Below are 20,096 nucleotides of genomic sequence, written 5' to 3' on the forward strand. Positions count from 1 at the left end.
ATCCGCGCTTGCGGCGGGTTCACACGCCGGTATCGTGAGGGCAGAAGTAAGGGAGAATGGCATGCGATTTCTACGCTATGGGGCACCGGGCGAGGAAAAGCCCGGCGTTTTGGATAAAGACGGCAAGATCAGGGATGTGAGCGCCGTTATGCCCGACCTTTCAGGGGTTTATCTGGGTGATTTATCATCCGTTGAACCCGAGAGCTTGCCTCTGGTCTCCGGCGATCCACGAATTGGGCCGCCGGTTGGCCATGTGGGCAAACTTGTGTGCATTGGGCTTAACTATACCGACCACGCCGAAGAACTTGGGATGCCATTCCCCGATCACCCGGTGGTCTTTATGAAAGCCACATCCGCGATCATTGGCCCTTATGATACTGTACGGCTCCCGCGCGGTTCGACCCATGGCGATTGGGAGATTGAACTTGGTATCGTGATCGGGCAGCCCGCGTCTTACGTGAGTGAAGACGCGGCACTCGATCATGTCGCTGGCTATACCATTGTCAACGACGTTTCCGAACGGCGTTTTCAGATGGAGCTTTCGGGCCAATGGACCAAGGGCAAAAGCTGTGACACCTTTGCGCCCATCGGTCCCTGGCTTGTCACACCGGACGAGGTGGGCGACGTGCAAAACCTTTCGCTGTTACTGGATGTGAATGGTGAACGCATGCAAACCGGCTCGACCTCAAAGATGATCTTTTCGGTGGCCCATATCATCTCTCATCTGAGTGAATTGATGACGTTGCATCCCGGGGACGTGATCGCGACAGGGACACCGCCGGGCGTCGGTATGGGGCAAACCCCTAAGCGTTTCCTGTCCGAAGGCGATGTGATGGAGCTTGCGATTGAGCATCTGGGGCAGCAGAGGTTGCCTGTGGCTCGCATGCCGTAATGCTCTGATAATTTGCGAAAAACTTGGTGACGCAGGCGTCTGCTCGGGTGCGTGTGCCGGTTTCTTCCATCAAAACCTCGTGCCGCGCGCCCTCGGCCAAATCCAGTATCGCACTGGGCCACCTTGCCACACGGTCATGGATGCGGGCGGGGTCGACAATGTCTTCATCCGTGCCGAGCAAGACCAGGCAGGGTACGTTTGGAGAGGCCATGTTGGACAAGGCACGCGTCTCTGCGAGGCCTTCGTACAACCAGCGCAGGCTTGGTCCGCCGACCCGAAGCTCAGGCTGCTCTACGACATGACGGATCATGTAATCATACATCTGCGTGTCAGTGGTCAGGCGATTGGTTTCAAAAGGTTCACTCAACACATACGCCTCTGGCAAAGTGCCGGGCGCATAGCGTTGGTCAAAGCCTAGATACCGGCTGGCCCAGGACAGGGCCCAGGCAAAAGGGCGTATATGGGGCGACATGTGAATGCCCCACATGGGCGCAGAAAATGCGGCTGCTTCCACCGGCATGCCATCCATCAAGGATCGAAGGCCGATGCAGCCTCCCATTGAATGCCCCAAAAGAAACCACGGCTTGGGAAGGTCAAGCGCCTCAGCCGCCTCAATCATTGCGGAAACGTCTAGCTGATAGTCAGCGAAATCATGAACATGGCCCAGTATCGGGTCGGATGCCACGCGATCGGCCAGCCCTTGGCCACGCCAGTCAATGACGGCGACGTGCAGCCCCGCACGGCTTAGGTCAAGGGAGGTTTTCCCATATTTTTCAACATATTCAGTGCGGCCCGGAAACAGGTACACCGTTCCTGTGATGCCCTCGGATTGCCCCGGCCATACCCCAAGCCGCAAACGCACGCCATCCTTTGCCGTGATCCAATAGGCAGCACCCCCATCGGGGCCCTCGGCCATATCAGAGAAAAACGGCGCGCTTTGCATCATATCAGCTCAGAACACTGCCAAGTTTCATGGCCATGCCCATGTCACCATCTACAGCCAGCTTGCCGGACATGAAGGCAGCGGTGGGATCAAGATCACCCGCCAGAATGGATTGGAAGGTGTCAACATCCGCGGTCAGCGTGACATCGGTGTCATCATCGCCTGCACGTACACCATCATCATCGATCACAATGGCCCCTTCGCCTTCGATGACGAATTTCGCACTGCCATCCAGGCCGCCGCTCATCTTGCTGCTCAAAGCCTCTACTGCGGCTGCCACTACGTCGCTCATGTCTTGTCCTCCAAATTGTGACTTGTCAGGACTATGAATCCTGACCCGGTGCGCTAAATTCTAGCGCACTATGAGCATTAAACATATCTTTCACAATTCTATCGTCGCGGCACTTTTGGCGACAGTCATGTTTTCCTTACCTCTTGCTGCGGAAGAAACCCGCCTTGACGGCTTGTTTGAACAGTTGTCTGAGGCAGAGGAAAAGGACGAGGCACGCCGTGTGGCCAAAGAAATCGAGCTGGAACTCACCAGGTCCGGGTCTGCTTCGGCAGATTTACTGCTCAAACGCGGCACAGATGCGCTTGACGCTGGGGATGTGACGAAAGCAATAGAACATTTGACGGCGCTCACCGATCATGCGCCGGATTTTGCCGAAGGCTGGCACATGCGCGCCGTGGCCTATTCAGAGGCGGAACTCTTTGGTCCCGCCATGGCCGATATCGAACGTGCCCTGGCACTGGAACCGCGTCACTATAATGCGATTGCAAGCCTCGGTGGCGTTCTGGCGCAGATCGACCGGCTGGATATGGCCAAAGAGGCGTTTGAGTTGGTTCTGGCTATACATCCCCATCACGAAGACGTATCCGAAGCGCTGGAACATATCGAGCGCGAGATCGGCGGCTCGGAACTCTAATCAATGAGGGAGCGGCCTATGGCCGAGCAGTCCAGGGTCCTCGCGGTCCTCGGCCCGACCAATACCGGCAAAACGCATTACGCGATCGAGCGGATGCTGGGGTATCGCACTGGAATCATTGGGCTTCCTTTGCGTCTCTTGGCGCGTGAGGTCTATGACAAGATCGTAGCGGCGCGCGGACCCTCTGTTGTGGCTTTGGTCACAGGTGAAGAGCGGATCGTGCCGCCGCGCACGCAATACTGGGTGTGCACCGTCGAGGCGATGCCCGAAGGCATGGGCGCCGATTTCGTGGCTGTGGACGAAATTCAGCTATGTGCTGATCCGGAGCGTGGCCATGTGTTTACCGACAGGCTTTTGCGCATGCGTGGATTGCGAGAGACCCAGTTTCTGGGTGCACACACCATGCGCGGTGTCATTTCCCAGCTGGTTCCCGAGGCGGAATTCATCGGTCGAACCAGAATGTCCAATCTGACCTACGCAGGTTCGAAAAAGATAAGCAAGATGCCAGCCCGCAGTGCAATAGTTGGATTTTCAGTTGAGAATGTATATGCCATAGCCGAGCTTTTGCGCCGTCAAAAGGGTGGTGCAGCTGTGGTTATGGGCGCTTTGAGCCCCCGGACACGAAACGCACAGGTCGACCTCTATCAAAATGGGGATGTGGACTACCTCGTGGCCACGGATGCTATCGGCATGGGCCTCAACCTCGATATCAATCACGTCGCATTTTCCTCACTGAGCAAATTTGACGGGCGGCGGATGCGCGTGCTGGCCCCCAATGAACTGGCGCAGATCGCCGGGCGCGCTGGTCGCGGGATGAGTGATGGAACGTTTGGCGTCACGGGTGAGGCCCCTGATCTGCCCGATGACATGGCACAGGCCATCATGGATCACCGTTTTGCCCCCTTGCGCAAGCTGGAGTGGCGCAATGCTAATTTAAGGTTTGGCACAATCGACGCTCTGATTGCCTCGTTGGAAGAGAAACCCGACGATGAGTTGCTCGTGCGGGCCCGCGACGCGGATGATCTCATCGCTTTGAAAACACTGGCCGCGCAAACCGAAATACGGGCGCGCGCCGGTGATGCGCAATCGGTTAAGCTGTTGTGGGACGTCTGCCGCGTGCCTGATTTTCGCGGGATTAGCCACGCCGAGCATGCGAGCCTTTTGGAGCGTATTTTCAGCGATCTGCACCAGGATGGTCGCGTATCCGAAGACTGGTTCGCCGCGCAGGTGCGTCGGATCGACCGGACCGACGGGGATATCGATACACTTTCCAAACGCTTGGCATATATCCGCACATGGACCTACGTGGCGCAACGAAATGGCTGGATTGCGGACGAAAGCCATTGGCGTGAGGCCACACGCGCTGTAGAAGACCGCGTGTCAGACGCGCTCCATGAGGCGCTGACCCAAAGATTTGTGGATCGGCGCACCTCTGTATTGTTGCGCCGGCTCAAGCAGAAGGAGGCCATGGTGGCCGAAGTGAACGACAAAGGTGAAGTGACGGTCGAAGGCGAGTTCGTCGGCCGTCTGGATGGGTTCCGGTTTATTCAGGACAAAACCGCCGGTGGCCAAGAGGCCAAGGCCGTCAGTCAGGCAAGCCTGCAAGCGCTGACGCCGCATTTTCATTTGCGCGCGGACAAGTTTTACAACGCGCCCGATACCGAAATCGACTTTACCGAACAGGGCGGTTTGATGTGGGGCGAATACGCGGTGGGCAAGCTTGTCGCCGGTGCCGATCCCCTGAAACCTCAGGTCAGCGCATTTGTGGACGAAGCCGCCGGGGCCGATGTGGCGCAGAAAGTGCAACGCCGTCTGCAGCACTTCATCGATCGCAAAGTGGCCACTTTGTTTGAGCCGCTGTTGAATATTCAACGGGATGAGACGCTTACCGGGCTGGCCCGCGGCTTTGGTTTCCAGCTTGTGGAATCGTTTGGCATCATCCCACGCGGTGAAGTGGCTGATGAGGTCAAGTCACTGGATCAGGACGCGCGCGGACAGCTTCGCAAGCATGGCGTTCGTTTTGGTCAGTTCACAATCTTCATGCCATTGCTTCTGAAACCTGCGCCAACGCGGTTGCGGCTTGTACTTTGGTCTTTGGCCCAGGGTCTCGAAGAGTTTCCTGAATCGCCGCCGCCAGGCTTGGTGACTGTGCCATCTGGTACGGCACATCCACGCGGGTATCATTCAATGTCCGGGTATCGCGCGGCGGGTGAACGCGCGGTGCGCATCGATATGCTGGAACGTCTGGCTGACATGCTGCGCGGTGAGGACAGCCGCGGCGGCTTTGAGGCCAACCCCGATATGCTCTCGATCACGGGCATGACATTGGAACAGTTTGCCGACCTGATGCAGGGGCTGGGATACAAGGCTGAGCGGGGCGAGCGCGAAAAGGTCAAACCGACCCCTGCCGAAGAAGCGACCCCGGGACCGACAGAAACGGCGGAGGCCAAGCCGGAAGAAACGAAGCCCGAAGTGACAGATGCTGAGGCGATGGCATCTGAGGAAGATGCTACTGCATCCAAATCTGAAACTTCTGAAGCCCTTGAAGAAAAAACAGAAACTTCTGATGAAGGCCCCGAACAAGAAGTGTTCTTCACCTTCACATGGGCGGGTCGTGCGACCCGCGCTCGCACGGATCAACGCCGCACGAGTGGCAAGCCCAAACCCAAGGGCGGCAAGCCGGGCAAGGGCAAGACCAGAAGTGATGCCGGGCCAAAGACTTTTTCGTCAAAGCCGTCCAAGAAAGACAAGATCGACCCCGACAACCCCTTTGCAGCTGCATTGATGGGGCTAAAGGACAAAGGCTGAGGCGTGAGCGACACGCCTGAGACCAAAATCCGCCTGGATAAGTGGCTCTGGCACGCCCGGTTTTTCAAAACCCGTGGGTTATCGGCCAAGCTTGTGTCGGGTGGTCATGTTCGCGTCAATCGCGTGAAAGTTTCCAAACCATCGCATGCGGTGGGCTCTGGCGATGTGCTGACCTTTCCTCAGGCCCGAGACATTCGTGTCATCCGCATTGTCGCGGTTTCGGACCGGCGTGGGCCTGCCCCGGAGGCACGGGCGCTTTACGAAGATTTGGATCCACTGCAGGCGCGCCCCAAGGAGATCCTTCCGCAATCCCCACAGTTTGAGGGAAAAGGACGTCCCACCAAGCGAGATCGTCGCAAACTCGACCTTAACCGTCCAGATAAGCTTGAATGACGCGAAACCTTGAATTAGGTGAGGCGAGAGACGGATGAACGAGAGCCGAAGATGACCTATATCGTCAACGACAACTGCATCGAGTGCAAATACACCGACTGTGTCGAAGTATGCCCCGTGGATTGTTTCTATGAGGGTGAGAACATGTTGGTCATCCATCCTGATGAATGTATTGATTGCGGCGTCTGTGAGCCAGAATGCCCCGCAGACGCAATTCGCCCCGATACTGAACCGGACATGGAAAAATGGGTCGAGTTTAACCGCAAGTATTCCGAGATGTGGCCGGTCATCATCACCAAGAAAGACCAGATGCCTAATGCTGATGAGCGGGACGGCGAAGAAGGCAAGCTTGAAAAGTACTTCTCGGAGAACCCAGGCGAAGGCGGCTAAACCGATTCGTTTGGTTTTCAGGTCTTTGATCCAGCCCAAAGACACCGCGTTTTTTGGCCATGTGTTTGAAATTTATCACCAAATTTATGTGACGCTGCGGTCAGACTTTCGCGAAGCCGTTTTTTGTGATACATTCTCGTTACAAATGTAGTCCACTGCTCAATATCCATTTTGCCCAAGCTGCCGCGTGGGGATGGATTTTTTTGCGCCTGGGCCCCGAAGATAAGCCGTTGGCCATGTCTGACGCACCCCGATAACGCGATAAGGAAAACCTGAATGAGCAAATCGAAAAAGTCCGAGTTCCGGCCTGATGACTACGTCGTTTACCCGGCGCATGGTGTGGGTCAGATTCTTTCCATCGAAAAGCAAGAGATTGCAGGGATCGAATTGGAACTCTTTGTGATTTCTTTTGAGAAAGACAAGATGACCCTTCGCGTGCCGACGCACAAAGCAACTGAAATCGGTATGCGTAGTTTGTCGAGCCCCGATGTGGTGTCCAAAGCGATGACGACACTCAAGGGCAAGGCCAAGGTCAAGCGTGCCATGTGGTCCCGCCGGGCACAGGAATATGAGCAAAAGATCAACTCTGGTGATCTTATTGCGATTGCCGAGGTGGTCCGCGATCTTCACCGCACCGATGACCAGCGCGAGCAAAGCTATTCTGAGCGTCAGCTTTATGAAGCGGCACTTGAGCGCCTGACGCGTGAGGTGGCTGCTGTGGGTGGCGGTGACGAAGTGCAGGCCGCCAAGCAGGTTGACGATGTGCTGGTGTCGCGCGCGGCCTAAGCGTTTGTAAAAAATTTGGAAAAGCCGCGCTGAGAAGTGCGGCTTTCTTTATGGCAGGAGGCAAAGCAGCACAGCGATTTCGACCATCTGCTGTGTTGCGCCCAGGATATCTCCGGTTTGACCACCGATCCGTTTGTGTGCCAGATATCCCAAGCCCCATGTGATCAGTGCCGCGCAAAGACCCGCGATCAGGATCAGACCTCCCAACAGGAAAATCCCCAGTACCACCGCGATCAAAACGGCCATTGCTGCGGCGTTGTCTGGCACGCGCCCAACGTCATGAGACAGGCCAGTTGATCGCGCATGTGGCAGCAGGGCCATTAGAACGGGCATCGCGGCGCGTGATAGAAGGGCAGAGGCCAAAAGGGCAGGGACAGCAAATTGTGCTCCGGCTTCGAACAATGTCGTCAATGCGGCCCATCTTGCCGCCAGAGACAGAACGAGCGCGATCACACCATACGCGCCAATCCGGCTGTCCTTCATGATCTCAAGGCGTTTTTCCCTGGTCCATCCTCCCCAAAGCCCGTCGACTGTGTCCGAGAGGCCATCTTCATGCATGGCGCCTGTGGTAACAACCAGAATGCTCAACGAAATCAGAGCACTGATCGCTGGGCCCCAACCAAGCCATCCCGCCAGCATACCGCCCAAGGCCGCGAGCCCTGCGGGCATCAGTCCCACAATGGGATAGGCCCACGCGGCGCGTGCATTGCGAGAGGTGTCGCCCACACGCACCGGCACACGCGTCAATAGGGATAAAGCCAGGGCCAAATCCTGCACGCGCATCAGTTCTCGGTCGTTTTTCATCGCTTTCGCGGCCTTTTCCATCTGTGCCCCGACCCATGCCTGCGATACACGAAGGAGCAGGGGTCTTGCAAATGGAGCAGGTCATGACAGCCAAATTTGCGTCACTCGCAGAGGTATGGGATGCGCTCTCCGACCTGCCGCAACAAGATGCAAATGCATTAGAACTGGCACGCCAGCGTAGTGCGGAGCTGACCAAACCACTTGGAGCTTTGGGACGACTCGAAGATTTGGCAATGTGGTATTGCGGTTGGCGTGGTGACCCGCAGGCGCGTGTTGAGTCACCTCAAATTATTGTTTTTGCGGGAAACCATGGCGTTACAGCGCAGGATGTTTCGGCTTTTCCCCCCGATGTCACGTCACAAATGGTGGCCAATTTTGAGGCGGGTGGCGCGGCGGTCAATCAGCTTTCAGATTGCGTTGGCGCCAGCCTGACCGTGAAACCGCTTCAGCTCGACACGCCGACCCGAGACTTCACCCAAGGTCCGGCGATGAGTGAAGCCGAGTGTCTTGATGCATTAAATGCCGGAGTTGAGGCCGTTGACGCACAAGCGGACGTGTTGGTGGTGGGCGAGATGGGCATTGGCAACACGACCTGCGCTGCGGCCATGGCATTGGCACTTTTTGGTGGCGCGGCTCAGGATTGGACCGGCGCTGGCACCGGGCTGAGCGGTGACGCTCTTCGCCACAAGGCCGACGTGGTCTCGCAGGGTGTTGAAGCGAACAAAAACTGTCAGGGCAAAGGGTTAGACACTCTGTGCTGTCTGGGTGGGCGCGAAATCGCCGCCGTGGCCGGTGCCATTTTGCAGGCGCGCCTCTTGCGCATCCCGGTGATACTGGACGGGTTTATTTGCACCGCCGCCGCGGCTACTCTGCATGTGGATCACCCCGGTGCGCTGGACCATACCATTGCAGGTCACGTCAGTGCAGAGTCCGCGCATGCAGAGCTTTTACGAAAAATCGGCAAAGACCCCATTCTATCGCTTGGTATGCGCCTTGGCGAAGCGTCTGGCGGCGCCTTGGCCATCAGCATTCTCAAGGCGGCCTTGGCCTGTCACTCGGGCATGGCGACCTTTGCCGAGGCAGGGGTCAGCGACTTCTAAAGCGTTTCGCCTTTAACCTGGGACATCAGCGAAAGGTGAAACGCGTGCAACGATTTAGCGTCGCGTTGCGTTTCGCGATCATCTGTGAGTCAGGTTTGTCGCGAAACGCTTTAATCACGCCTCGGACCGGTCCGTGTCTTCGACCCCTTCAAGGCTGTCTTCTTCCCCGCGCGACAGCAGCATGGTCTGCAACTCGTTTTCGAGCTCCTTCGCGCGGGCGATATAGGCTGAGTTCTCAACCGTGGGAATATTCGGATCCCACAGCGCGGCCAGCTCTCGCACGGACCTCCTGTCGTAGTGATAGAAGGTTTTGTGCAGCTCAGACGCTTCAAATTCGCTCAGCCCCATGTTTTCAAGCACATAGCGACCAGCGCGCAGGGCGCTGTCGAACACCTCGCGCACAATGTCATCAGCCCCCGCTTGATAGAGACGGAACACATGCGTGCGGTCGCGCGCGCGGGCCACGATGTGTAGATCCGGCCGCTCGCGCCGAGCAAACGCCACCAGCCGCGTCGTGGCCTCAGGGTCGTCCAGCGCAGCGACAAGCACAGAGGCCGTCTTCAAACCCGCGGCATGCAAAAGCTCTGGTCGCCCCGGATCACCGAGGAACCCTTTGATCCCAAACCGACGCATGCGCTGAATGGCTTCGAGGTCATGATCCAGAACGATCGTATCAAAGCCGCTGGAGCGCACCATCCGGTTTACGACCTGACCAAAACGCCCAATTCCAGCAATGATCACAGGACCTTCGCTGTCAATCTCATCTGCTGCGGGGGCATCAGAAGTCTCTGTCATACGCTGCGACATCCAATCATAGAGAATGAAAAGCAACGGGGTGATCAGCATCGAAATGGCGATCACCAGCAGCAGTGTTTCGCGCAACTCGGATGGGATGACATTGTTCTGGCCCGAGAAATTAATCAGAACAAACCCAAATTCTCCGGCCTGAGCGAGCGAGAGTGTAAAGAGCCAAAGGTCGCGTCCGCGTAGCCCGAAGAACCGACCCAAAGTAAAAAGGATCCCACCTTTGATCACGATCAGCGAGAAGGTGAGCGCCAGGATCGTAAAGAACGACGCAAAGAGCAGCGAGAAATTAATCCCTGCGCCCACGGCGATGAAAAAGAGGCCCAACAACAGCCCCTTGAAGGGCGCGATGTCGCTTTCCAACTCATGCCGAAACTCGGACGAGGCCAGAACAAGCCCCGCCAGAAAGGCACCAAGAGCGGGGGAGAGGCCTACAAGTGTCATCACAAATGCAATGCCCACGACAATCAAAAGCGCCAGTGCCGTGTACATCTCGCGCAGGCGCGAATTGTGGATGTATCGAAACACAGGCCGGGTCAGGTAAACCCCACTCAAAATGATCCCAGCAACGGCCGCCAATGTGACAAGGGCCACGCCCCAACCCGGCAGACTTTGAATGTAAGACTGCGCCGCTTCAATCTGTACGCCACTATGGTCTCCGCCATGTGCCGCGTCGCCTGCCTCAGACAGACGTTGCAGCGTCTCGCCAAGGATCATATCGGGCGTTTTGGGCAGCGCGAGCAGTGGCAAAAGCGCCAGCATCGGAATGACAGCCACGTCCTGTGTCAAAAGCGTGGAGAAGGTAGATCGCCCGCCTCCGGTTTGCATGAGGCCTTTTTCTGAAAGGGTTTGGAGCACAATCGCGGTCGAGGACAACGAAAACACCAGACCGATTGCCAAGGCAACGCTCCACCCAACACCCAAAAGCATGCAGGCTGCCATAACAGCAAAAGTCGTTAATGTGACTTGCAAACCGCCCAAACCCAGCAGTTTGTCCCGCATTTCCCATAAGGCGCGCGGCTCCAGCTCCAGACCGATCAGGAAGAGCATCATGACCACGCCAAACTCGGCGAAATGTTGAAGCTCCTCGGCGGCATGCCCGCCAAGGAAACCGGGGATTTGACCGATAAGGATGCCTGCTGCGAGATATCCAAGCACAGACCCCAACCCCATCCGCGCCGCAATGGGCACTGCGATGACCGCCGCGGCAAGAAAGATGGTGGCCTGAAAGAAAAAACCTTCCATTTAAATCCTTTATTGCGGCAACGACGCCTTTGGAGCGAGGCGATTGGGATCGCTTGCAGCGACTTACAACTCAGGTAACAGGTAATCGGAGCCGTCCGTCAATGTCCATGCGCTGATCGCGTGAATTTGTATTTGAGCGGCTCCGAGTAAAGTCTTGGATACTGAAAAGGCAGTACGCGTGTGCCCCTTTTAGTTGTCTTTGAGAAGTATCAGCAAACTCGGATCTTCATGCGCTTCAGCCAAGGATAGCAAGGTGATGCCCTTGCCATTTGTGACCGTAGAATCTGCTCCACGATCCAAGAGAAGGCGCGCGGCCTCTATACGGTTGTTGCCCACGGACACGGCCAATGGAGTAAGCCAATCTGTTTCCGCCGGATTGTCACCAGGACGGATGTCGAAAAAGCGCATGTCAAGGCGCATCGGATCCTCTGATAAGCGCTGTTCCAGCTGCTCCAGATTTCCCCGCGCCGCGGCTGTGAAGATATCCATCTCCACCTGATCCAGACGGTCGATCACCCCTTGTTGCCCGGCATGAATGGCCCATCCTATCGGCGGCTGGAAATACATTTCTTCGCGAATTGTGGGATCGGCTCCGGCCTCGAGCAAAATCTCAACCACCGCAAGGTCTCCGATCAATGCCGCCTCATGCAGAGGCGTACGCCCGGGGCGTGCATTGACATCAAACCCAAGCCTGATCATCGTGTCCAGCGCCTTGCGCTGGTCCAACTGGACCGCATCACACAGCATCTCACGCCCACGTACCTGCGCAATGAGGTCAGGGCTTTCGGTGAGCATGTCTTGGGCCGTCTCAAACTCGCCTGCCATGCAGGCCACTTGAAATGCATCTGCATCTGAGATGGCTTGCCTGTTCGCTCCAGCGTCGGCCAAAAGCTGGGCAATCTCGGTTTGTCCCATCAATATGGCCGTCTGATAGGGCGTCTTTCCCCTGGTGCGATTGTCATAGATGTCTGCAGGTTTGTTCAGGTCAGCGCCATGCGCAATCAACAGCTTCACACGATCAACAAAGCCACTTCTGATCGCATTGATCAGTTGAAAATGCACCGTCTCAGACGGGTTGGGGACAAGACGGTCATTTTCATGTAGCAACCAGTTGTTCTTGTCGCTTGCCGAAAGCCCATATTCCAACAGCAATTCCAGACAGGTGTTGTCGGGCGTAAAGCACCGGTTATAGGCGGCTTGGCTGTCATTGGGGTTGGCCCCGTGGTATAGAAGGGCGCGCGCAAATGCCACCATGTCGGGATGCTCTGGTTGATTGACCGGGCCTCCTTCACCCTCGCCAAAAACACCTGTCAGAGCGGTAAACTTGTACTGACCGCCCCACATGTAATGCGCATTTGGGTCTGCCTCGCGCTCCAGCAGCACTTGAGCGGCGGGAAAACTCGACCGCTCAGGTAGCCGTGCATAGGCCGCATACATTATAGCAGGCCAGTTAAAATAACCTCCAGGTGAGTTGACCAGTTCGGGATTTTGATCAAGCCAGCGGGTCACTTTATCTGCGTCACCTAAAGCGGCGGCGGTGTATATATTGGCATCGGCAATTTCGGGATGATCCGCCAGCAATGCTGACGCATCTTTGAACCGCTTGGGTCCAAAATCTGGAACGTTGCCATAGGCCACCGTCACCAGATCGAGAAACCGGTTCGCCAGAGGGTCACCCGAATGATCCTGCACGCCCTCCACATGCGCCTTCAGGCGCGCCCAACTTGAAAACCCATGGCTGCGCGCAATGACAAGCTGCGCCTGTTGAAGAGAAATAGAGCCAGGATCTCCAAAATAGGGACCTACCTGATCAAGCGCGGCAGGGTCCTTGATGCGAACGGATTTCAACAAAGTCTTGGCGCGCTTTTTGAGCTGCTCAAGATTGGCACGGGTAGGAAGTGGGGTGATCGTCATGATCGGCCTCCTTTCAAAACATCCGGTATCCGCGCCCTCGGACCTGAAAAGAGGTTCGAAAGAAGTTTGGGTATTTGGGACAGATGGGCTTGGCCCTTCCCGCGGATCAGGTGCCGTCTGACCGGCCCAGGCAGTATGCCATGGACTGCCTTGTCTCTCAAAGAAGAAAAACTCTGAAGCGATGAAGCGTGCTTGGCCCAGCTCAGCCGCTGGGCATTTTCAGAACCACGTTGCGGCCGCTCTTAACGTAGCGGATTTCGCTGTCTCCAATCGCGGACACGCGGCCACCATCCAGCCGGTCGCCAACCTGTACTTTCTTATACCGGCCACTGGGCAACCGCACGAGCGCCCGACGGTTGGATTGCGACCCATATACGCCAATGAGGTTCACACGGCGCAGTTTCAAAACGTTTTGCTCGGTCGCGGCGCGGGCCACCGTGGTCGCGGTTGGCGCGCTGGGCGCCACACGCTGGTTTGAGGGCACAACGGCGGCAGTTTGCACAGCCTGCTGAGCTTGTTGCTGACTGCGCTGTACGATTTGCGCGATGTTGCGTGGACGTGTCTTGGGTTTCCGCGACGTGGCCACAGCTTGCGCAGTGGCTCCGGCAAAGGGATCAGGCTGCTGCACAGCGGCTGCAATCGCAGCTTCAACCGAGGCATTGTCAGGCGTAATTTCAACAACGCCTGCTGTAGACGCAGCAGCAGCCTGTTCCGCCAGCTCCTGTGCACTTTGCGGGCGAAGCTTGGGGCGCAGGGATGCAAGTTCCGACCGAGTTAGACCCCCTAGATTTTCACGCTCGTTTTGTTCAGAGAGATCACCGGGCCGTGGCTTGGGTCTTATTTCAGCCAATCGCGCAATTTCCGGATCGAGCGGAACAACCGTCTCGCCATCGGTCACAAGTTGCGCAGGCGGATCAGGCCGTGTGCCAGGAACAAGGCGCGGCTGTCCGGCGAAGACCCGTACACCATTGGGTGTAATGGCGCCCCCTGGAGTGGCCCGCACATTGCCGCGTCCGTCTAGCACGAACTCTGTATCCGCTGCAGGTGGATTCAGCAATGTGCCGGGACGCTCATCGCCTTGCAATGCGCCGACCTCTGGCAGGGCCACGGCATCCTGTTCCGTCACTTTGGGGTCAATTGATGTGAGGTAAAAATCCTCCAGCGGAATGCTTTCCGGTGCCACAGGCGCATCGGGTGCGCGTTGCCAAACGCCGGTGACCGCGTACCGCGCACGCGCCTCATCTGGGCTAAGTTGCGCCGGACGAGCCTCAGGTTGCGCACCGCGCTGTGTCTCGTTCAGATCCAGCGAAGCACCCGGAAGTGCCGCCACCGTGGTGCCGAAATCCTCGGTTTCCAAGGTGAATTCAGGCTCTTCCTCGATCAGGTCCTCGATGGCTTCGGACTCTGCACCCGGCACTGACGCAACTGTCGTCGTGTCCGGTTCACTGCGCAAAAAGCGCGACAGGCCATCATCGAGGTAAATCGACGCCCAAGCGGCGACACCCACCAGGAAAATCAGCAATGCGGCGGTGAGCATCACGCCAAGGAACTTTGGCTTGCCCCCGATGCGAACCGGGTCGCGCGCGCCAAAGATCGTCATGCGCTGGCGCTCGTCATCCTCTTCTTCGAGACCGCGCGCGTCTGGCTTTGCCTCTGTGTAACGCGCGGCGGCTCGCGCGATCAGAGCATCGCGTTTCGTGGCGAAAGAGGGCTCTGCCGTTGGATCAGGAGCTGCAGGAATTGACGCCAAAAGACGATCTTCGCCTGCCGGGCTTAGCGAAGCGCCAATGCGCGTGGCCGTCTCGTGCGAGAATGCAATTTCCGGGGCCGAGGGCGTGTCAGGGATCGGATCAGGCGCGGGTTTGGGAGGTTCAACACTCAGTGGGGGTTGGTTGCGCTCTGACGGAGCAGGGTCAGGGTCCGTTGGCACTGGCGGTGTGTCAATGTCCCGCACCGCCCCTGTCAGTTTTGGCGCTGCCCCTAGATCATCGCGACGCGTCGCCCGGATCGAGGTAAAGGCAACCTTGGCTTCCCTGGGCGTGTCGGCGTCATCAAGATCACCGGCTGGTTCTGACACCTCTTCGACAGCCTCTTGTGCGTCATTTGCCTCGACCGTCGGTCCAGGCTCAGGTGTCGTGTCAACCACAGGCGTGGTTTCTGCATCTGTCGCGTCTTCGAGCAGGCCGGAGGGATAATCTTCGTCTGGAATGATCGGATCTTCCAACACGCTGACCGGAACAGGGGTCTCATCCGCGACGCCTTCTGCGACGCCAATGTCGGTGTCATCCCCTGCACCGCTGACTTCGGCGCTGTTAGACAAATCTGATTTGGCGTCGTCTGGAACATCCAGTGAGTCGGACATAACCTCGACCTCTGGACGCTCGGCTTGAGCAGGCTGCGGTTCGGACTCCGCCATGGCGGTTGGTGCCGGCTCTGGCAAACGCGCTGGACCGATGACCCGAATAGCTGCTGTGTCGCGTTCAACAAACCCATCCGTAGGCAACAGCCCAGCAGCGGTCTTCGATTCTCCAAACCAGGGTTCGCCGACAAAATGCGCGCTATCTGGTATGGCCACAAAGCAAAGTGGCTTAAACCCGTGATCCGCCGCAAAGGCCTCTGCCTCGTTCAGCGTATCGCGTGCGACCGCCGCCACGTAGACCTGACCGGCACTGATCGACCAGTCATAGGCCAGATCCTCAAGCGCGTAGGGTGTGGCTCCGTTCAGCGCCCGCGCGACGGCATCGCCGATCTCATCCGCAGCCAGCCCTTCGGCATCAAGCTGGAGATACCGGATTTGATCGTTGGGCAGAACAAGCTTGGTGTGCACGCCATTGGCGTCAAACAAATGCGCCTTGTCGAGAAGTGCGGCAAGTTCTCCGGCCAGATCGCTTGAGTCCAGACTAACATCGCCCATCGAATGCCATCCCGGAAAGGCGCGGTGCAAAAGACCGATGCCATCAAAAGAGAGGGTCAGGGCGAAGTTTGGTTTCATGGACAGCGCTCTAGCACCAGTACAAAGGCGGGCATACGCCGCCGGGACACAAATCTATTTTATAGCAGCTTCCCGCCGAGGAAAAGGTTAACGCGAGGGGTTTAGCCCCCGCGCCACGTTTTTTGACCTCAGGCGCTCGCCTTCGACAGGGCCTGATCGAGATCGGCGATGATGTCGTCGGGGTCCTCAATACCGATTGAGATGCGCACCACATTCGGCGCGGCACCTGCGGCTTCCTGCTGTTCCGGGGTCAGCTGACGGTGCGTGGTGGATGCTGAGTGAATGATCAGAGATCGCGTATCGCCCAAATTGGCCACGTGGCTGAAAAGCTCGAGACTATCAACCAGTTTCACACATCCTTCATAGCCAGATTTCAGCGCTACGGTGAACAGAGCACCCGCCCCCTTGGGGCAGACCTTGGCCACACGCTTGTAGTAGGGCGAAGACTTCAGGCCCGCATAGGTCACGGCCTCGACCCGGTCATCCTTTTCCAGCCAGTCCGCCACAATCTGCGCGTTTTCCACATGCTTTTGCATCCGCAAGCTGAGCGTTTCGATCCCAATAAGCGTATAATGCGCCGCCTGCGCGTTGAGCGTCATCCCCAAATCGCGCAAACCGATGGCGATGCCGTGGAAGGTAAACGCCAGAGGCCCAAATGTTTCGTGAAACTTCATGCCGTGATAGGCGGGCTCGGGTTCGCTGAGAGATGGGAATTTGTCCGAAGCCGACCAGTCAAACGTGCCTGAATCCACAACCACACCGCCGGTGACGGTGCCGGACCCGGTGAGGTACTTCGTCATCGAATGCACCACCAGGGTGGCTCCATGCTCAATGGGGCGGCAAAGGTAAGGTGACGCCGTCGTGTTATCGACAATCAAAGGCAACCCGGCCTTGTCAGCGACATCCGCGACCGAGCGAATATCCGCGATATGCCCACCCGGATTTGCAATCGATTCACAAAAAATCGCGCGGGTGTCGTCATCAATCGCTGCAGCGATGGCCTTCATGTCGTCAATATCGACAAACTTCGCGGACCAGCCAAACCGCTTAATTGTCTGACTAAACTGCGTGACCGACCCACCATAGAGCCGGGTTGAGACCACCACATTCTTGCCCGGACCCATTAGCGGGAAAAGCGCCATGATCTGTGCCGCATGCCCGGATGAGCAGCACACAGCCCCAACCCCGCCCTCCAGCGTGGCGATGCGTTCCTGAAGCACCGCAACCGTCGGGTTGGTCAGGCGGGAATAGATGAAGCCGACTTCCTGCAGGTTAAAGAGCGCCGCCGCATGTTCGGCATCGCGAAACACATAGGCCGTGGTCTGATAAATTGGCGTCTGCCGCGCACCGGTCGCCGGATCGGGCCGCGCGCCTGCATGAATTTGCAATGTGTCAAAACCAAATGAATGAATGCGATCATCGTCGGACATAAGTCAGCCTCCCAAAAGTGTTGTCAAAAGGGTTAGGCGAAAGGCCGTGTCAGGACAACCGGATTTCAGACAGCGCCTGGGTCAACGCGCGGGAATTGGGTATTTATTCCAAGAAAGAAGCCGGTGTGGAAAATACTGTTCCTGTCTTGCAGCCTGGGCGCGTTAACGCATCCAGAACCCGTTGCGCTTTATCGTGTTGCGAATGGCTTGTTCGCGCCGGGGCAGGTTGTCGCGGTCGAAAAGCTCGCGCACTTTTTCACCGCGCCCATGGTAGACCATGAATTTGATTGGATCATAGGTCTTGAGCACTTTCTTGATCGGATTGGGGGCTGCGACCTCTTCGAGCACCTGCACCACTTTGTCGGCCTCGCGCGCGTAAAGCAGCGGAAAGATCCGGTAGTGACAGGTGACGTCGCCATCCAGCAATCCATCGGGTAGCGTATCTCGCCCCCGCCCAGCGCATGGATCACCAGCGGCAGGGCGATTTGATCCAACCAAGGGTCAAGCGACTGACAGACAAGCTCTTTTGGAGTGTCGTCGCGGATGGCCAGAGCATAATCCAGAAACTTTTGTCCAAAGACATGTGGGCATTCGTAAAAGAAATACCCGGCGTTGAAATAAAGGTAGCGCCGCCAGTATTCATCCGGGTAGGCGGGGTCGAGCGAGCTTTCAAAATCAAGCCCGAACTTGTCGTAAAGCGTGCTCCATGTCTTGTGATAGCTGGGGCCATAGAGTTGGATTTCCGGCCACGTGCCCTCACGGCGCAGGGATGCGGATGGTCGGGCAAAATCAAACGGCACCGTCATCAGATCGCCGGTGACCAGCGTATCGGTGTCGAAGAACACAAAGGGTTCCCCCTTCGGCATAGCAAACAGCGCCTCAATCTTGTTGCCATAGGGATAGCTCTGACCGAAATGCCGGTTTTCAAACGGTACGATCCTGGCGCCGAGGTCTTCCAGAAGACTACGCACATCGCCGCGCATCCTTGGGTCGTTCTTCCACAGCGGCCCCGGTTGCGGCTCGGCCACGTAAAGCTGCCCGGCAAAACCCGGGCTGCTGGCACGCAGGCTCGCAGCAAACAGCACGGCCTCAAACTGAAGCCGACCTGCCTGTCCCACGATGAGGATATTGAATGGCTGCTCTGTCCGCGCTTTGCGGGCCATATTTGCCCCGGTTTGCCTGTTGGTCTTTGCGCGCAGTATAGGGCGCGTTTGCGATTTGCGCGAGAGGTGGAACACGGGAAATTCGCCTCAAAGCACCTTCCGCCAAAAAACGGGATTGTCTGCGCGCGCTTGGGGCGGCATGATTTGCCTGAAAACAAGGGGTTTCAACGCAGTGTTTCCATGCAGTGAAAGACCTCATAACTTAAAAAATCGGAACTAGACCCCATATATATCAATGGGATACGTCAAAAGAGAGGGATTTTAATGGCGAATTTGGATGCGCAAGTCCGTGAAAGTCAGGCCCAGGTCGAAGAGGCTCAAGCCAAAATTCAAGAGCTGACCAGCCGCATTGAAGCGGCCCGATCCAAGATCAAGGGCGGCGAAGATGCAACACTCGATATCGAGAATGCCTCGCTCGATGAGGTGCATGCGCATACCGAAACCATGAATGCCAACATTGCCGAGCTGATCATGGGGCTCGATGACATCACCGCCGCCTTTTCCAAGGATTTCGACGAGATGCGCTCGAAAACCGGGTGGGAGAGCTTTGTGGGCATCTTTTCTAAGGCCAAATCAGATAGCATGCGCCAGGACCGTGTGCGCACGGCCAGCATTGATGACAAGCTGCAGGACCTGATCTCGAAATCCGACGTGATTGTGCAACTGCTCGAAGGGCAACTGCGCACGCTGGAAGAGCACAAGGTGAAGGTGGAAGGCAACCTGACCGAGACGCTGGATGAACGCGAGTTGACCGTGGGAGAGCTGGAAGCGTTGCGCACGGACATTCAGGGCATGGATCCCAAGATCATCGAGCTGGAAAACAAGATCGCCAATGAAACCGACGCCGCCGCGCGCACCAAGCTGGAAACCGAACTGGCCGAGATGAACGCCAAGTACAACGAAATGGTTCAGCAGGAACAGGTGAAGCTTGCCAAGTCGCAGACGCTGGAACGCTATATTGAAAAGGGCAAAACCTGGGTCGACAGTTTGCAAAATCAGGCGGCCACGCAAATGGTGCTGATCAACAAGCTGCAGACTGATACCAAGCAGCGCGTGGTGCTCTATGATGCGCTGACCAAATCGCTCAAGACAGCACAGCAACAAGATGTGGCCCACCGCATCAACGAAATCGGCGTGCAGACCGACCAAGAGGCGCAATCGGCAATGGCCGGTATCGGTGCGGCCACCAACAAGCGGATGGCCGACATGCTAGAGGCGCATGAGGATCACATGGTCTTTGCCCGCGAGGTTTTGGAGGCCAAGGCCAAGGCGGATGAACGCTTTGCCCGGCGCTTTGCCAAGATCATCGAGAAACACGACGCCAACGCATACGGAGGCTAAGCTATGGGACTGGGAGTAGCTCTGATTGCACTTTGCGTGCTCTGCCTCATCGCGTCCTTTGTCTTTACCGTCCCGGCATGGATCAACCTGATGGGCATTCTGTTCGGGATTGCGGGGCTGGTGATGATCGGTAAAGGCCGGAAAGGCGGCGGGGACAGCGCGTGA

Annotated in this window: 16 protein-coding genes and 1 pseudogene; 9 read left to right on the forward strand and 8 right to left on the reverse strand. The window is 57.2% G+C overall.

The genetic code is table 11. The annotated features are described in order from the left end of the window. Window positions 1–61: 61 nt before the first annotated feature. Window positions 62–892, forward strand: a complete 831-nt coding sequence (locus RZ517_RS06635) for a fumarylacetoacetate hydrolase family protein (RefSeq protein WP_338550681.1) — start codon at window positions 62–64, stop codon at window positions 890–892. Here RZ517_RS06635 and RZ517_RS06640 read toward each other — a convergent pair. Both RZ517_RS06640 and RZ517_RS06645 read right to left on the reverse strand, forming a co-directional pair. Beyond that, on the reverse strand, window positions 804–1,838 hold the full coding sequence (locus RZ517_RS06640) for an alpha/beta hydrolase (protein ID WP_317055584.1): 1,035 nt from the start codon (window positions 1,836–1,838) through the stop codon (window positions 804–806). The genes RZ517_RS06635 and RZ517_RS06640 overlap by 89 nt on opposite strands. A gap of 1 nt (window position 1,839) precedes the next feature. Further along, window positions 1,840–2,127 (reverse strand): SCP2 sterol-binding domain-containing protein, encoded by a 288-nt coding sequence (locus tag RZ517_RS06645; protein WP_317055583.1) that lies wholly within the window; start codon window positions 2,125–2,127, stop codon window positions 1,840–1,842. Window positions 2,128–2,197: 70 nt separating this feature from the next. Between RZ517_RS06645 and RZ517_RS06650 the strand changes: the two genes are divergently transcribed. The 5 genes from RZ517_RS06650 (at window position 2,198) to RZ517_RS06670 (ending at window position 7,138) form a co-directional block, all read left to right on the forward strand. Then, window positions 2,198–2,761 carry a tetratricopeptide repeat protein gene (locus RZ517_RS06650; RefSeq protein WP_317055582.1) on the forward strand — a complete coding sequence of 188 codons (564 nt, stop codon included), beginning with the start codon at window positions 2,198–2,200 and terminating at the stop codon, window positions 2,759–2,761. A gap of 18 nt (window positions 2,762–2,779) precedes the next feature. Then, a complete protein-coding gene (locus RZ517_RS06655; RefSeq protein ID WP_338550682.1) occupies window positions 2,780–5,569 on the forward strand; it encodes a helicase-related protein in 2,790 nt (929 codons plus the stop codon). 3 nt (window positions 5,570–5,572) lie between these two features. Further along, window positions 5,573–5,962, forward strand: a complete 390-nt coding sequence (locus RZ517_RS06660) for an RNA-binding S4 domain-containing protein (RefSeq protein ID WP_338550683.1) — start codon at window positions 5,573–5,575, stop codon at window positions 5,960–5,962. 51 nt (window positions 5,963–6,013) lie between these two features. Continuing rightward, on the forward strand, window positions 6,014–6,352 hold the full coding sequence (fdxA, locus tag RZ517_RS06665; protein ID WP_317055579.1) for a ferredoxin FdxA: 339 nt from the start codon (window positions 6,014–6,016) through the stop codon (window positions 6,350–6,352). A gap of 276 nt (window positions 6,353–6,628) precedes the next feature. Further along, window positions 6,629–7,138 (forward strand): CarD family transcriptional regulator, encoded by a 510-nt coding sequence (locus RZ517_RS06670; protein ID WP_338550684.1) that lies wholly within the window; start codon window positions 6,629–6,631, stop codon window positions 7,136–7,138. Between the two features lie 48 nt (window positions 7,139–7,186). Here RZ517_RS06670 and RZ517_RS06675 read toward each other — a convergent pair whose 3' ends face one another. Continuing rightward, the gene (locus tag RZ517_RS06675) at window positions 7,187–7,942 is read right to left on the reverse strand and encodes an adenosylcobinamide-GDP ribazoletransferase (RefSeq protein WP_338550685.1); all 756 of its coding nucleotides are present in this window, start codon (window positions 7,940–7,942) and stop codon (window positions 7,187–7,189) included. A gap of 83 nt (window positions 7,943–8,025) precedes the next feature. Between RZ517_RS06675 and cobT the strand changes: the two genes are divergently transcribed. Beyond that, on the forward strand, window positions 8,026–9,042 hold the full coding sequence (gene cobT, locus RZ517_RS06680) for a nicotinate-nucleotide--dimethylbenzimidazole phosphoribosyltransferase (protein WP_338550686.1): 1,017 nt from the start codon (window positions 8,026–8,028) through the stop codon (window positions 9,040–9,042). A gap of 114 nt (window positions 9,043–9,156) precedes the next feature. On the opposite strand, the gene RZ517_RS06685 is transcribed toward cobT, so the two are convergent. The 5 genes and pseudogenes from RZ517_RS06685 to RZ517_RS06705 form a co-directional block, all read right to left on the reverse strand. Continuing rightward, a complete protein-coding gene (locus tag RZ517_RS06685; RefSeq protein WP_338550687.1) occupies window positions 9,157–11,091 on the reverse strand; it encodes a cation:proton antiporter in 1,935 nt (644 codons plus the stop codon). Window positions 11,092–11,280: 189 nt separating this feature from the next. Continuing rightward, window positions 11,281–13,005 (reverse strand): ankyrin repeat domain-containing protein, encoded by a 1,725-nt coding sequence (locus tag RZ517_RS06690; protein ID WP_338550688.1) that lies wholly within the window; start codon window positions 13,003–13,005, stop codon window positions 11,281–11,283. Between the two features lie 202 nt (window positions 13,006–13,207). Then, on the reverse strand, window positions 13,208–15,997 hold the full coding sequence (locus tag RZ517_RS06695; RefSeq protein WP_338550689.1) for a hypothetical protein: 2,790 nt from the start codon (window positions 15,995–15,997) through the stop codon (window positions 13,208–13,210). Window positions 15,998–16,125: 128 nt separating this feature from the next. After that, window positions 16,126–17,427, reverse strand: a complete 1,302-nt coding sequence (locus RZ517_RS06700) for an O-acetylhomoserine aminocarboxypropyltransferase/cysteine synthase family protein (protein WP_338550690.1) — start codon at window positions 17,425–17,427, stop codon at window positions 16,126–16,128. 162 nt (window positions 17,428–17,589) lie between these two features. Further along, window positions 17,590–18,590, reverse strand: a pseudogene (locus RZ517_RS06705) (hypothetical protein). A 264-nt stretch (window positions 18,591–18,854) separates the two neighbouring features. On the opposite strand from RZ517_RS06705, the gene RZ517_RS06710 reads away from it, so the two are divergent. Further along, window positions 18,855–19,931 carry a hypothetical protein gene (locus RZ517_RS06710; protein ID WP_338550691.1) on the forward strand — a complete coding sequence of 359 codons (1,077 nt, stop codon included), beginning with the start codon at window positions 18,855–18,857 and terminating at the stop codon, window positions 19,929–19,931. Window positions 19,932–19,934: 3 nt separating this feature from the next. Continuing rightward, entirely contained in the window at window positions 19,935–20,096 is a 162-nt protein-coding gene (locus tag RZ517_RS06715) for a hypothetical protein (RefSeq protein ID WP_338550692.1), read from the forward strand.

The sequence above is a fragment of the Roseovarius sp. S88 genome (assembly GCF_037023735.1).
GTDB classification, from domain to species: Bacteria; Pseudomonadota; Alphaproteobacteria; order Rhodobacterales; family Rhodobacteraceae; genus Roseovarius; species Roseovarius phycicola.